Annotated in this window: 10 protein-coding genes; 5 read left to right on the top strand and 5 right to left on the bottom strand. The window is 50.9% G+C overall.

The genetic code is table 11. The features are described from left to right. Positions 1-48 precede the first annotated feature (48 nt). The 5 genes from NHM04_RS11340 to dnaA form a co-directional block, all read right to left on the bottom strand. The gene (locus NHM04_RS11340) at positions 49-2865 is read right to left on the bottom strand and encodes a TonB-dependent receptor (RefSeq protein ID WP_254263904.1); all 2817 of its coding nucleotides are present in this window, start codon (positions 2863-2865) and stop codon (positions 49-51) included. Positions 2866-3288: 423 nt separating this feature from the next. Beyond that, complete coding sequence (gene gyrB / locus NHM04_RS11335) at positions 3289-5709, bottom strand: DNA topoisomerase (ATP-hydrolyzing) subunit B (RefSeq protein ID WP_254263903.1); 2421 nt, start codon at positions 5707-5709, stop codon at positions 3289-3291. Positions 5710-5753: 44 nt separating this feature from the next. Further along, the gene (gene recF, locus NHM04_RS11330) at positions 5754-6854 is read right to left on the bottom strand and encodes a DNA replication/repair protein RecF (protein WP_254263902.1); all 1101 of its coding nucleotides are present in this window, start codon (positions 6852-6854) and stop codon (positions 5754-5756) included. 10 nt (positions 6855-6864) lie between these two features. Then, complete coding sequence (gene dnaN / locus NHM04_RS11325) at positions 6865-7971, bottom strand: DNA polymerase III subunit beta (protein WP_254263901.1); 1107 nt, start codon at positions 7969-7971, stop codon at positions 6865-6867. 40 nt (positions 7972-8011) lie between these two features. After that, the gene (gene dnaA, locus NHM04_RS11320; protein WP_254266629.1) at positions 8012-9433 is read right to left on the bottom strand and encodes a chromosomal replication initiator protein DnaA; all 1422 of its coding nucleotides are present in this window, start codon (positions 9431-9433) and stop codon (positions 8012-8014) included. A gap of 459 nt (positions 9434-9892) precedes the next feature. Here dnaA and rpmH point away from each other — a divergent pair, with 459 nt between their 5' ends. From rpmH to mnmE, 5 genes are all read left to right on the top strand, one after another. Next, a complete protein-coding gene (gene rpmH, locus NHM04_RS11315) occupies positions 9893-10027 on the top strand; it encodes a 50S ribosomal protein L34 (protein ID WP_020208591.1) in 135 nt (44 codons plus the stop codon). Between the two features lie 132 nt (positions 10028-10159). Next, the gene (gene rnpA / locus NHM04_RS11310) at positions 10160-10540 is read left to right on the top strand and encodes a ribonuclease P protein component (RefSeq protein ID WP_254263900.1); all 381 of its coding nucleotides are present in this window, start codon (positions 10160-10162) and stop codon (positions 10538-10540) included. Then, complete coding sequence (gene yidD / locus NHM04_RS11305; protein ID WP_254263899.1) at positions 10537-10785, top strand: membrane protein insertion efficiency factor YidD; 249 nt, start codon at positions 10537-10539, stop codon at positions 10783-10785. Before rnpA ends, yidD begins: the two co-directional genes overlap by 4 nt. 1 nt (position 10786) lies before the next feature. After that, positions 10787-12445 (top strand): membrane protein insertase YidC, encoded by a 1659-nt coding sequence (gene yidC / locus NHM04_RS11300; protein WP_254266628.1) that lies wholly within the window; start codon positions 10787-10789, stop codon positions 12443-12445. Further along, positions 12445-13803 carry a tRNA uridine-5-carboxymethylaminomethyl(34) synthesis GTPase MnmE gene (mnmE, locus tag NHM04_RS11295; RefSeq protein WP_254263898.1) on the top strand — a complete coding sequence of 453 codons (1359 nt, stop codon included), beginning with the start codon at positions 12445-12447 and terminating at the stop codon, positions 13801-13803. Before yidC ends, mnmE begins: the two co-directional genes overlap by 1 nt. Position 13804: the final 1 nt, after the last annotated feature.

Below are 13804 nucleotides of genomic sequence, written 5' to 3'. Positions count from 1 at the left end.
CTAACTAGTATTAAAAAAGCCCGGACAAGGCCGGGCAAAGTGAGGAAACTAGAAGTTGGCGCGAAGGCCGAAGGTATAGATAGATCCGGTATCTTCGTAACCCATAAACTGGTTTTCATGACGACCGTACTTCTCGACGGTTTCGCCTGTTACGTTGATGCCTTCAATGAAAGCGGAGATATCATCGGTGAGGTTATAGCTGAACGAGAAATCCAGGGTGCCGTAAGCATCGTAATGCACAGGCTCGTTGGATGGGCCATTGAACACCAGACCGAGAAAATCAGTTCGGTAGTTGTATGCTAAACGCCCTTCGTAGTTTTCATTTCCATAGAATACCGAGACGTTACCGGTATCACTCAACCCGGGCAATGCAAACTGTTCTGCGTCATCCGCATCACTTAATGACGCGCTGCTGTTCACAAAGGTGTAGTTAGCCGTTACCCCAAATCCATTATCAAAAGAGTGAGTAATATTAATTTCAGCACCTTCAATGGTGGCCGATTTACTATTGCGGGGACGGGTAACGAGAAACTCCCGCCAACTGGGATCTTCAACCTCTATCTGGTCAAATACTTCCATTTGCGAGTAGCGAACAATATAGTCCTCTAAATCTTTTTGGTACAACGCAAGCGACAGAATATCGGCATCGCCATAGTAGTACTCAAAAGCCAAATCGTAGTTTGTCGATTTGTAAGGCTTCAGGTTGGGGTTACCACCCATTGCGGTACGGGTGGATACCGTGGTGGTTTGGTAAGTCGTGTATGGCGCCAATGCCGACAGTGTTGGACGAGTCAGTGTTTCACTGACAGCAGCCCTTACATAAAAGTCTTCGGTCACTTCTAAAGTGGCATTAATAGACGGCAGCCAGTTGTCGTAATCGCTGTCGATTGTCACGGCGGTGCCAGCAGCGTCGGCGAAATTTTGCACTAACCAGGGCGACGGTGGTTCACCGGGTCCTGTGGATTCACGCTCCATCGACTCCAGCACCTGAGAGGTACCGTCAGAGTTAACCTCTGTTGCGGTGTAGCGCACCCCACCATTCACGGACAGCGGCATGCCCGCCAAATCAAACAAGAAATCCACTTCAAAATAAGCAGAAAGAACGTCTTCTTCGATGACATAAGAGTCATTAGACTTAACCGCTGCCCAGCTGCTGCCATTTTCAATAAAGGCTTCTTTAGAGGCGATGCCTGTCGCCGTATCGGCGCGGGTTCGCCCGTCAATATTGGCCGCCATCCAATCGCGGTAGGCCACCGGATCGATCATATAGACATCGCCGTTCAGGCCACCAAAGTGATCACCCGACTCCCTTACGCCAACGATAATACTGTCGTAGTCGATTTCCTGTTGGGTCGCGAGACCGTGATACATTCGGCGAATCAAATCTGGTGTCGACCAGTACTCTGTCTGTTTTTCGGCAACCGTGTTGTTCACACCGAACTTTACGCCCTGCAGATATTTACCGTCACTGTCCCAGGCAAAGTCCAGCTTAAACTCATCGTTGGTGCCCTTATTGTAAATACCATCGTTGGAGGTAATCCGCGCGCGCAAGTCGCGCATATTCTGACTACCCATCTCCGGCTTAATAGCCGCTTCATCGCGATACTCATAGGTGGGTATGCCGCCGTTAGAGGTTATTAGGTAACCCGGGCGGTCCAGAAACTCGACAATGTACAAACGATCTAGTCCACGGTTGTCCAACTCTGCCTCGGAGTGCGAGTAGTCGGCAACCATAGAGAAGTTATCGGTGATATACCACTCGGCGTTAAACCCGCCAATAAATGACTCTGTTGGTCTCTCTTTGGTGGTTAAAAGATGAGCATAGCCGGTAATATCATAGCCTTCGTCATAACCATGATTCAGTACTTCGTAAAAACCGTTCTCGTCCACCACATTGTGATCGGACAGTGTCGGGGCCCACAGGTAGGAGCCGGTGGAGTACTCTTTTGACGAGGTGTTGTAATCAGAATAGATAACATCGGCAGTTAAGGTCAGATCATCGGTGGGCCTGGCCTGAAACACCAAGTTGCCACCAATACGCTCGCGAGTTACCTCTTCAGCTCCGGCATATATACTTTGGATACGGTAGGTATCCTCTTCCAAGCCATCGCCCGAATAGGCGTAGCCACCCGCCCAGCCCTGGCTGGGTGTGGTAAAAGTCAGGAAGGGCTCTAGGTCTGTATTGGCGATATGCTCGTTGCGAACAACGTATTCAACAGTATTACGCTCCTGATAGGTCATAGAAGCGAGAACACCAAACATACCATCGTTAAAGGTATTGCTGATAATAAACGAACCCTGGGGGCTGGTTTCCTCACTGTTTTCTTCGTACTGACCCTTCAGGCTACCGGCAAATTTGAATCCGTCGAAATCGAAAGGTCTGGCAGTGACTATATCAATCGTGCCGCCTAAGCCACCTTCTTTCAGATCAGCCGAGGAAGTCTTAAATACGTCCACTGTGCTAACCAACTCGGAAGCCAGTGTGTCAAAGCTGAAAGCGCGCTCTTCATTCTCAGTTGCTGGCGTGCGACCATTGACCGTTACCGCGGTAAAGTCCGGACCCAAACCCCGGATGCTCACAAAGCGACCTTCGCCGCCGTCGCGATCAATCGCCACACCCGGCACGCGTTGCAGCGAATCGGCGATATTATTATCGGGAAATTTACCCAGATCTTCTGCTGAAATACTGTCGGATATAAGAGCTTGATTTCGCTTGCGGTCGATACTTCTTTCAATACTTCCGGCAATGCCGGTTACGATTACCTCTTCCATCAGCTGATCGTCAGCTGATTGCGCGCTCGCACCGATTGATGCTGCGGATAAGGTTCCGACTATGGCGACGGACAGTGCAGACCTTTTAAACATTCTGTATTCCCCCAAGTGACTGGTTGCTAAGACTCATTGTTCTCGTTGGGCAAGGTTCCGCGTTACGCGGAATGGAAACTTTGGCGCTCCTTGAGATGCATAGTCCGTCTTGGCGAGAAATAGCTCGACTCATTTCCCCGATTTAGGCAAATTGACCCGATTCACTTTGCTCAGCAAAGTGAGCCTTAGTGTAACTAATTGATTTTAAATAATAATTTAATATTCGGTGGATTTGATAAAAATCTTCCTAGCCTCCGAACAACCAGATAGCTTCATCTAAATGAAGTTAGTCACAAGGGTTTCGAGCAAAAACTTCTGCTTGCTTTGCGTAAAACTAATGTCATTTAGCTAGCTATAGACGCAAAAACCCCCCGCCTGACGATGCCACACGGGGGGTTTAAGTTTTAAAAAGTAAGCACTTACTTACACGTCTAAGTTAGCCACAGCCAACGCATTTGACTCAATAAAGTCTCGTCTTGGCTCGACGTGATCACCCATCAGAGTGGTGAATATTTGATCAGCGGCGATTGCGTCCTGAATGGAAACCTTGAGCATCCGACGGCTTTGCGGGTCCATGGTCGTTTCCCATAGCTGCTCTGGATTCATCTCACCCAGACCTTTATAGCGCTGGATGCTGTAGCCCCGGCCAGCTTCTTTCATTAACCAGGCCAGTGCCTCGTCAAAAGTTGCTACTTCTTCAGTTTTCTCACCACGTTTTACATAGGCGCCCTCTTCCAGCAAGCTTTCCAGCTTTTCTCCCAAAGCAGTAATAGCGCGGTATTCACCCGAGGCGAAAAAGTCATGGTTGAAAGGATACTCAGAGGCCACACCATGCTCGATAATTTCTATGTGCGGTAAAAACAGGTGGCGCTCCTGGTCTTCTCGCACAGTAATTTCGTAGCGATCGGCGCCAGCGCGGTGGCTGTTGGTAAACTTGCCCTGCAATTGTTCACACCAAGCGCTGATAGCATCCTGGTTGGAGAGGTCGGCTTCTTTCACCGACGGCATATAGATCATTTGCTCCAATACATCGGCCGGATACAGGCGCGACAAGCGCTCAATGGTATCCATAACGGCGCGAAACTCTTTCACCAAGGATTCCAGCGCTTCGCCCCGTATTCCCGGATCTTCGGCATTTACGTGCAGGCTGGCACCTTCAAGAGCGGCTTGAGTCAAAAAGGCTACTCGCGCCGCTTCGTCTTTCAGGTACTGCTCCTGCTTGCCTTTGGCAATTTTGTACAAGGGCGGTTGGGCAATAAACACATGGCCGCGCTCAATGAGCTCACGCATTTGGCGGAAGAAGAAGGTCAACAGCAAAGTACGGATGTGTGAGCCATCCACGTCGGCATCCGTCATGATGATAATGCTATGGTAGCGAAGTTTCTCCGGGTCAAACTCTGACTTGCCAATCCCACAACCCAAAGCGGTGATCAGGGTGCCCACCTCGGCGCTGGATAGCATTTTATCGAAACGTGCCTTTTCCACATTGAGGATTTTACCCTTCAGTGGCAGGATCGCCTGGGTTTTACGATCGCGGCCCTGCTTAGCGGAACCACCGGCAGAATCACCCTCCACCAGATACAGTTCTGATAGCGCCGGGTCCTTTTCCTGACAATCAGCCAGCTTACCCGGCAAGCCGGCGATATCCAGCGCACCTTTACGGCGAGTCATTTCGCGAGCCTTACGCGCAGCCTCACGGGCTCTTGCCGCATCAATCATTTTGCCCACAATCGCCTTGGCTTCAGGTGGGTTTTCCAATAAAAAGTCGGTTAAGTTGGCGCTCATCTCCTGCTCTACCGCTGTTTTTACCTCGGAAGATACCAGCTTATCTTTGGTCTGGGAGGAGAATTTGGGATCTGGAACCTTCACCGAAATAATAGCGGTCAATCCCTCTCGGGCGTCATCGCCGGTGGTGCTGATTTTTGCTTTCTGAGCCAGCCCCTCTTTTTCAATATAGGTATTTAAGCTGCGTGTCAGCGCGGCGCGAAAGCCCGCCAGATGGGTTCCCCCATCGCGCTGTGGAATATTGTTGGTGTAACAGAAGATATTTTCCTGAAAAGAGTCGTTCCACTGCAGTGCTACTTCAACCGCAATACCGTCTTCACGCTGGTCACTGAAGTGAACCACCTTATTAATAGGGGTTTTATTGGTGTTCAAGTGTTCAACGAATGCGCGCAAACCGCCTTCATACTCATACACCTCTTCGTCGCCACTGCGCTCGTCTTTAAGCACAATACGTACCCCAGAGTTCAGGAATGAGAGCTCTCGCAAGCGCTTGGCCAGCAGGTCATACTCAAACTTAATATTGCTAAAAGTTTCCGCGGAGGGCTTAAAGTGAATTTCAGTACCACTTGAACTGGTATCACCCACTACCGTCAGAGGTTTTTGCGGTACACCACCGTGATAAACCTGCTCGTGTACCTTACCGCCACGGCGAATGGTCAGCTTAAGCTCTTCAGACAAGGCGTTGACTACCGATACACCCACACCGTGTAAGCCACCAGACACCTTGTAAGTATTATCGTCGAACTTACCACCGGCGTGGAGCACCGTCATAATTACTTCCGCTGCCGACACCCCTTCTTCGTGCATTTCAGTAGGTATGCCGCGGCCGTTATCGGACACGGAGATAGATTCATCAGGATGAATAACCACTCGGATTTCAGAACAGAAACCAGCCAAAGCCTCGTCAATGGAGTTATCCACTACCTCAAACACCATGTGGTGTAGCCCTGTGCCATCATCGGTATCGCCGATATACATCCCTGGGCGCTTACGAACCGCATCCAGGCCTTTCAGTACCTTAATACTGGACGAGTCGTAATTGGGTTTGTCGTCTGACATAGTTTTCTCCACTATTTTTTAGCAAGCAGGCCTTGCGGCCTCTTCTAACCTGAGTAGTCTTTACTTGTTATTGCGCCATGTTCCACGTGGAACACTTTAATATCTCTGTTTAAATGCCGCCAAGGCTGTATAAGCGGATCTACATCAACCCCGGTAATAAACACCTGAGTGTTTAATATGTTCAACCATTTCACCAGTAAATGACGGTGCCTTTCATCCAGCTCAGCCGGTAGATCATCCACCAGATACACACACTTACGCCCTGTGATCTTCTCGAACAGTTGTCCCTGAGCGAGCTTGAGGGCGCACACTAAAAGCTTTTGCTGGCCACGAGATAAAACGTCGGCCGCATTTTGTCCGGCTATTTTTATCCGTATCTCTGCCCGGTGAAACCCAGAGCCGGTGAAACCCTGCTTTAAATCTCGATCCAGGGTTTGCTCTAACAGATCAGCATAACTCTTATCTCGCTCCCACCCCTGATACAAACCAAGGTTTAGCCCCTCAACCGCTACAAATTCCGCCACCAAGGGTTCGAATACGGTCAGCAGCTTATCAAAACTGGATTGCCGCATTGCCTGAATACGCTCCGTCGCCGCGATAAGTTCGCGGCTCCAAGGAGTCAGCTCACAACCTTCTATTCTACCACGGCGCAGAATTGTGTTCCGTTGTTTTAAGCTTCGCTGTGCTTGCTTCCACACAGCATAAAACTCATGTTCCACGTGGAACACCAACCAATCTAGAAACTGCCTCCGAACCTTGGGTGGCCCCTCTAGAAGGCTGAAAGCGTCTGCGTTGATAACCTGTAGAGGAAGATAGGATGCCAGCTCAGCGAGAGACTCAACAGCCCGTCCCTGAACACGGAACTGAGAGTCGCCATTTCTTGACCTGGAAACTCCCAAAGGCAGCTCCACATCGTTAAGCTTTAGCCGCCCAAACACGGTAAGCTCTGGCGCAGACTGAGTAATTAATGGTTTGATTTTATGGCTACGGAACGAGCGCCCCATAGAAAGAAGGTTTACTGACTCCAGTAAAGAGGTTTTACCAGAGCCGTTTTCGCCGTAAATAAGATTTACAGCGGCTGTAGGCTGGATATCTACCTGAGCCAAATTGCGCAGATTAGTGACAGCCAGCCGGGTTAACGCCATACAATATAGCTTATAGCCTCATGGGCATAACAACATACAGTGAATCGCCACCCTCTTCGGGCTCCTCAAGCAGAGCGCTACTGTTGGCGTCGGAAAGTGTGATTTTTACCGTATCACTGTCAATCACATTAGTAACATCGGTGAGATAACTTACATTAAAGCCCACCTCCAGCGAATCCCCAGTGTAATCAACGGTAAGCTGCTCTTCTGCCTCCTCCTGTTCGGGGTTGTTGGCTACGATAGTAAGCTGGCCGTTATCCAGCAGCAGCCGCACACCGCGATACTTTTCATTAGAGAGAATTGCCGTGCGAGAAAAGGCCTGTTTCAACTCGCTACGCGAGCCATACATAACCTTGTCCCCTCCGCGAGGAAGCACTCGCTCATAGTCCGGGAACTTGCCGTCAACCAGTTTAGAGGTAAAGGTATAGTCCGAAGAAGTCACACGAATATGATTCGCACTCAGGCTAATATCAACCACCTCTTCGCCATCGCTCATCAAGCGCACCAACTCCAACACACCTTTGCGGGGCAAAATGGCTTGTACCGTTTCCTGGGTATTAACCCCTACAAAACGAGTACACATTGCCATCCGGTGTCCATCCGTCGCGACCACACGAAGTTGATCCTGTTTCACCTCCCACAGCATGCCATTCAAATAATAGCGGACGTCCTGCTGTGCCATAGCAAAGGCGGTGCGGTCAATTAAGCGCTTAACCTCGCCCTGCTGGCAGCTGAACTGCAAATCGCTGGGGCCGTCCTCTACATTAGGGAAATCACTGGCCGGTAAGGTGGAGAGAGTAAAGCGGCTGCGTCCGCTTTTTAGCAGCACTCGGCCATCTTCCTCGTGTAGCTCCAATACGGCATCATCAGGCAGAGACCGAACAATATCGACAAACTTGCGTGCCGGTACGGTGACCTCACCGTCCAAGCCCGGGTTATCCAGCTCTACCCGGCCGACTATCTCAACCTCCAAATCGGTGCCCGTTAAAGATAACTTACTTCCCTCGAGCACCAGCAGTACGTTCGACAATACCGGCAGGGTTTGACGACGCTCTACGACACCGGCGACCAGTTGCAGGGGTTTAATCAATGCCTCTCGGGAAACGACAAATTTCATGAGCAGTTCTCTTTTAGGTCCTTGATAATAATGTGCGCAATCAGGTGGTCAGTGATCGCATCAGGTTTTTTAAATCCTCGCGAATATCCGCGTCTTCTTCTTCCAACTCTTTAATCTTGCGACAGGCGTGCAAAACGGTGGTGTGATCGCGGCCGCCAAAGGCCTCACCTATTTCCGGCAGACTGTGGTTGGTTAACTCTTTTGCCAGGGCCATTGCCACCTGGCGCGGTCTGGCTACCGAGCGCGAGCGACGCTTGGACAACATATCGGCTATTTTTATTTTGTAGTATTCGCCCACTACCCGCTGAATGTTTTCAACACTAACCTGCTTGTCCTGCAACGCTAGCAAATCTTTAAGCGCTTCGCGTACAAGCTCCACATCTATTGGTCTACCAGTGAAGTGAGCACTCGCTATCACCCTTTTTAAGGCGCCTTCGAGCTCGCGCACATTAGAGCGAATTCGCTGGGCGATAAAAAAGGCCGCATCATCGGGCAAATCCACCGCCACCTGATGGGCTTTCTTTTTCAGAATGGCTACACGCATCTCAAGCTCTGGTGGCTCCACAGCTACGGTTAATCCCCAGCCAAAGCGGGATTTTAAGCGCTCCTCCAATCCGTTAATTTCTTTAGGGTAGCGATCACAGGTAAGAATAATTTGCTGCCCACCCTCTAAAAGAGAGTTAAAGGTATGGAAGAACTCCTCCTGAGAACGCTCTTTACCGGCAAAAAACTGGATATCGTCAATCAACAGCGCATCGACCGAGCGGTAGTAACGCTTAAAGTCATTAATTGCGTTGAGCTGAAGGGCCTTTACCATATCAGCCACGAACCGCTCTGAGTGCAGATATATCACCTTGGCATTGCCGTTTTTTTTCAACAGCTCGTTGCCCACAGCCTGCATCAGGTGTGTTTTACCCAAGCCTACCCCGCCGTATATAAACAGAGGGTTGTAAGCGCCGCCCGGGTTATCCGCCACCTGCCTTGCGGCTGCCAATCCAAGTTGGTTGGATTTACCCTCGACAAAGCTCGCAAAGGAAAAGCCACGATTAAGGTTATCCTGGTGCTTTAGACCACCTTCAACTACTGGCTCGGCTGGGACAGGTTTATCCAGTGGCTCAGGGCTTGGGGCTATTGGAGATGATGTATTCGGGCGTGGCGCTGGGGCTTGCGGCTCGGCCTGAGCAGCAGGGTTAGGTGTGGCTGTGTTAAAGGAAGGACTGGGCTTACTAAAACGCGGGCTTGAAGCCTGCCGCGCGCCCACACCCACCTCTATATCCATGGCGCAATTGGCATCATACTGTTTTACCAGCTCGGTGATCCGAGCCAGAAACTTCTCACACACCCAATCGCACACAAAGCGATTCGGCGCCAACAGTTTTAGGCTTTGCCCGTCGGCATTTTCGTCAATTCGTAATGGCCGAATCCAGGTATTGAACTGCTGTGATGGCAGCTCCTCCTGCAAATTGGACACGCAATAATTCCACACCGACTGCGGCAAAATCTCCAACCCCCAAAACTTATAGTCAAATCGGGACGGCGGGCCCGCCCCAATCGATAGCCAGCTAGTGTAACGCCAAGCGGATTAGTTATCCACACGAATATGGATTAATCCATGAAATTGCCAAAAATTAGCCTAAACCTTTAATTTCCAGAGGTTTTATTCAGGTTATAAAAAGTTTTTCCACAGACTTATAAACAAAAATAAAGGAGAGCAGTAAGACAACACTCAAAAAATAAAAAACGGAAAACATCTGTGGATAAACCTGTAAACAATAAAGGTATAACCACGGTGGAAGCTGTGCGTTCGAAAAATCACCAAAAAATTGTGTTTACGATTGCCACAGCGAATATTTTTCTATAGAATCGCCGCCTCTTTTTCGCACACTGTGTGATCAACGAATAGGTAATCGGTAGGTTAACCATGAAAAGAACATTTCAGCCCAGCGTTTTGAAGCGCGCCCGTACCCACGGCTTCCGCGCTCGTATGGCCACCAAAAACGGTCGTGCCGTACTGGCTCGTCGTCGCGCTAAAGGTCGTAAAAGCTTAGCAGTTTAAGCTTTTACAACTCTGCGTGACCCCGAGGGCACTGCTGTAAGTTTTGTACCAATCCACTGGTGCAGGGCTTACTGCGGTGCCCTTTAGTATTTGCACTGCGCTAACCGCTCCAACCCCGAGGCCGCACCCCCTGTGAGCACCTCTCTCGCGTTTCGCAAACATCAGCGACTATTAAACGCTCGCGATTTTAAGGCCGTATTTGACGATGCGCCCTTTCGTGCCTCCCATCAGCATCTGCTTTTGCTATCACGTGACAACCAAAGTGACTGCGCCAGATTGGGCCTAGTGATTGCGAAAAAAAATATCCGCCACGCCGTAGACCGCAACCGCGTGAAACGTCTGATTCGGGAAAGTTTTCGCCAGCACCAGCATCAATTGGCGGGTTTAGATGTTATTGTACTGGCGCGCCGGGGTTTGGATGAGCTGGACAATCCAAGCATTCACAAACTGTTAAGCAAACAGTGGCAACGCATAATCCGTAAACGGGATCAGGCATCGGGAGACCAGACGTGAGCTGGCTGGCGATCAAACTTATACATTTATACCGATACCTGTTGAGCCCTTGGATTGGCAACCAATGTCGCTTTTACCCCAGCTGCTCTCACTATAGTGAAGAAGCAATAAAAACTCACGGCTTTATAAAAGGGGGTTATCTTACCGTGCGCCGCCTTTTAAAATGCCACCCTTGGCACCCCGGCGGTATCGATCCGGTTCCCGGTGGAAAAAACGAACACGAACTGACTGATGGCAAACTTTAAGATGGATTGGCAAAAAAACCTGTTACTCGCGGCCATGGGCGCCGTTGTGATTATGCTGATTATGCGCTGGGATGATTTTCAGCAGGCAAAAATGGCGGCTGAACCTGCCCAGGCACAAGCACAGGCCAGCACAGCCTCCGGCGGAGACATCCCCAATCCAGTAGCCACTGCCAGTGACGTTCCGCAAAGCGCCGACACCAGTACCGATACGCCGCAGGCCAGTGCACAAACCATTCAGGTAAACACCGATACCTTGCAGGTGAGCATTAACACACGCGGTGGCGATATCGTCCACGTGGCACTGCCGCAGCACTATGCCGAAATCGATACGCCAGATCAGCCGTTTGTTTTGGTGGAAAACAACAATTCTGAAACCTACAGTTTGCAAAGTGGCCTGATTGGTCAAAACGGTACCGACAGCGCCGAAGGGCGGCCGGTGTTTGCCAGTGAAAGCGCCGCGTATTCACTCACAGAAGGTGCAGACACCCTGGTGGTTGACCTGACACATCAGCAGCAAAACGCCACCATCACCAAACGCTTTACTTTTTATCGCGGTGAATACCGGGTCGAGCTGGACTACCTGGTAGAAAACACGGGCGATCAGCCTTGGCAAGCCAGCCTGTACGGACAAATTAAGCGCGACAGTCACGAGCCTTACGCCGGCACCGGCTTTGGCATGCAGCCCTTTGTGGGCGCCGCGCTTACCACCAACGATGAGCGTTACAAAAAGTTCAGCTTTGACGATCTGGAAGACGAAAGCTTCAAAACTCAGACTCAAGGTGGCTGGGTTTCCATGGTGCAGCACTACTTTATCAGTGCTTGGATTCCAGATCAGGAGCAGACCAACAACTACTTTTTGCGTCAACTGGGCAATCAAGACCTGTTCCTGATGGGCTTTACCTCGGCGCCTCTCGTTGTCGCTCCGGGCCAAACCGGTACGATTAAGTCTCAGCTGTACGCCGGCCCCAAAGATACAGGCAAGCTGGAACAGATTGCTCCCTACCTGGATTTAACCGTCGATTACGGCTGGTTGTGGTGGTTAGCCAAGCCACTTTTCAGTGTATTGGATTGGATTCACGGCCTGATCGGTAACTGGGGCCTGGCGATTATTCTGCTAACCGTATTAATCAAAGCGCTGTTTTTCAAACTGAGCGCCACCAGCTACCGCTCGATGGCACGCATGCGCAAGCTCGCGCCCAAAATGAAAGACATCAAGGAGCGCTACGGCGACGACCGCCAGAAAATGTCGCAAGAGACCATGAAGCTCTATCGCGACGAAAAAGTGAATCCTTTGGGTGGCTGTTTGCCCATGCTGATCCAAATGCCGGTATTCCTGGCCCTTTATTGGGTGCTGATGGAGTCGGTAGAGCTGCGCCATACGCCTTTTTTATGGATTCCGGACCTGTCCGTTAAAGATCCGATTTTTGTCCTGCCATTGTTAATGGGCTTTACCATGTGGCTCACCATGCGCCTCAATCCCGAGCCGCCAGACCCGATGCAGGCGAAAATCATGCAGTTTATGCCAGTGGTATTTACGGTGATGTTCCTGTGGTTCCCGGCCGGGTTGGTGCTGTACTGGGTAACCAACAACACCTTAAGCTTCTTACAGCAGATGGTCATTACCCGGCAAATTGAAAAGGCCGATAACCCCAAAAGCTAATGCTTAACAATACCGACACCATTGCCGCCGTTGCCACCGCCCCCGGTCGCGGCGGCGTGGGTATAATCCGTGTCTCAGGGCCCAAAGCGGAAACAATTGCCGCCGCCGTTACCGGTAAAACCCTCACCCCGCGCCAAGCTCACTACCTGCCTTTTTACAACAGCCGCCAGCAGGAGCTGGACCAGGGCATAGCCCTGCTGTTCAAAGGGCCCAATTCTTTTACCGGCGAAGATGTTCTTGAATTACAAGGCCATGGCGGTCCCGTGGTATTGGGGCTGCTGCTTGAAGCGGTAAAACAACTCGGTGCACGTCAGGCCAAGCCTGGGGAATTCTCTGAACGCGCTTTTCTCAATGACAAACTCGACCTGGCGCAAGCCGAGGCCATTGCCGATCTGATCGAGGCCAGCTCCGAGCAGGCCGCACGCAATGCGTTAAGCTCGCTGCAAGGGGTTTTCTCGGACCAGGTACACGCCCTGGTGGAATCGTTAATTGCCCTGCGTATTTATGTGGAAGCGGCTATCGACTTTCCCGAAGAGGAAATCGACTTTATCAGCGACGGCAAGGTAGAAGCCGACCTGACAGCCATAATCGCTGAACTGGAGCAATTGCTGGCGCGGGCCCGCCAAGGACAATTGGTGCGAGACGGTATGCGAGTCGTTATCGCAGGCAAACCCAATGCTGGTAAATCCAGCCTTCTCAACGCTTTAGTAGAGCGCGAGAGCGCCATCGTTACCGACATTGCCGGCACCACCCGGGATGTACTCAAAGAACATATCCACATCGACGGCATGCCGCTGCATATTATCGATACCGCAGGTTTACGTGAAGCCGCGGACGCGGTGGAAAAAATTGGTATCGAGCGCGCCTGGAATGAAATCAACCAGGCCGATCGAATTTTGCTGCTAATCGACGCCCAAGAAGCCCTCGCCCACCCCGATTGGCAGCCGGAAAATGTCTGGCCGGAATTTACCGAAAAGCTACAGCACAGCGATAAAGTCAGTGTCATTTACAACAAAATCGACCTGGTGGACGGCTATCAGCTACCTGTGGATGCGGTAAAGATAAGCGCCAAATCAGGTTTAGGGTTAGATAATCTGAAGCAACACCTAAAAGACTGTATCGGCTATCAGAGCACCACCGAGGGCACCTTTACCGCCCGCCAACGCCATATCGATGCCCTGCTCGCCGCCGAACAAAGCCTGCAGACAGGCGCGGAACAACTACATACCCACGCCGCCGGCGAACTGCTGGCCGAAGACCTGCGCGAAGCGCAAAATCATCTATCGGAAATTACCGGCGAATTTACCTCGGACGATTTACTGGGCCGAATTTTCTCGTCGTTTTGTATCGGGAAGTAAG

The organism is Gilvimarinus sp. DA14 (assembly GCF_024204685.1).
In the GTDB taxonomy this organism is placed as follows: domain Bacteria; phylum Pseudomonadota; class Gammaproteobacteria; order Pseudomonadales; family Cellvibrionaceae; genus Gilvimarinus.
Note: the sequence above shows the minus strand (reverse complement) of the source record. Positions and strands in the feature narration are given on the sequence as shown.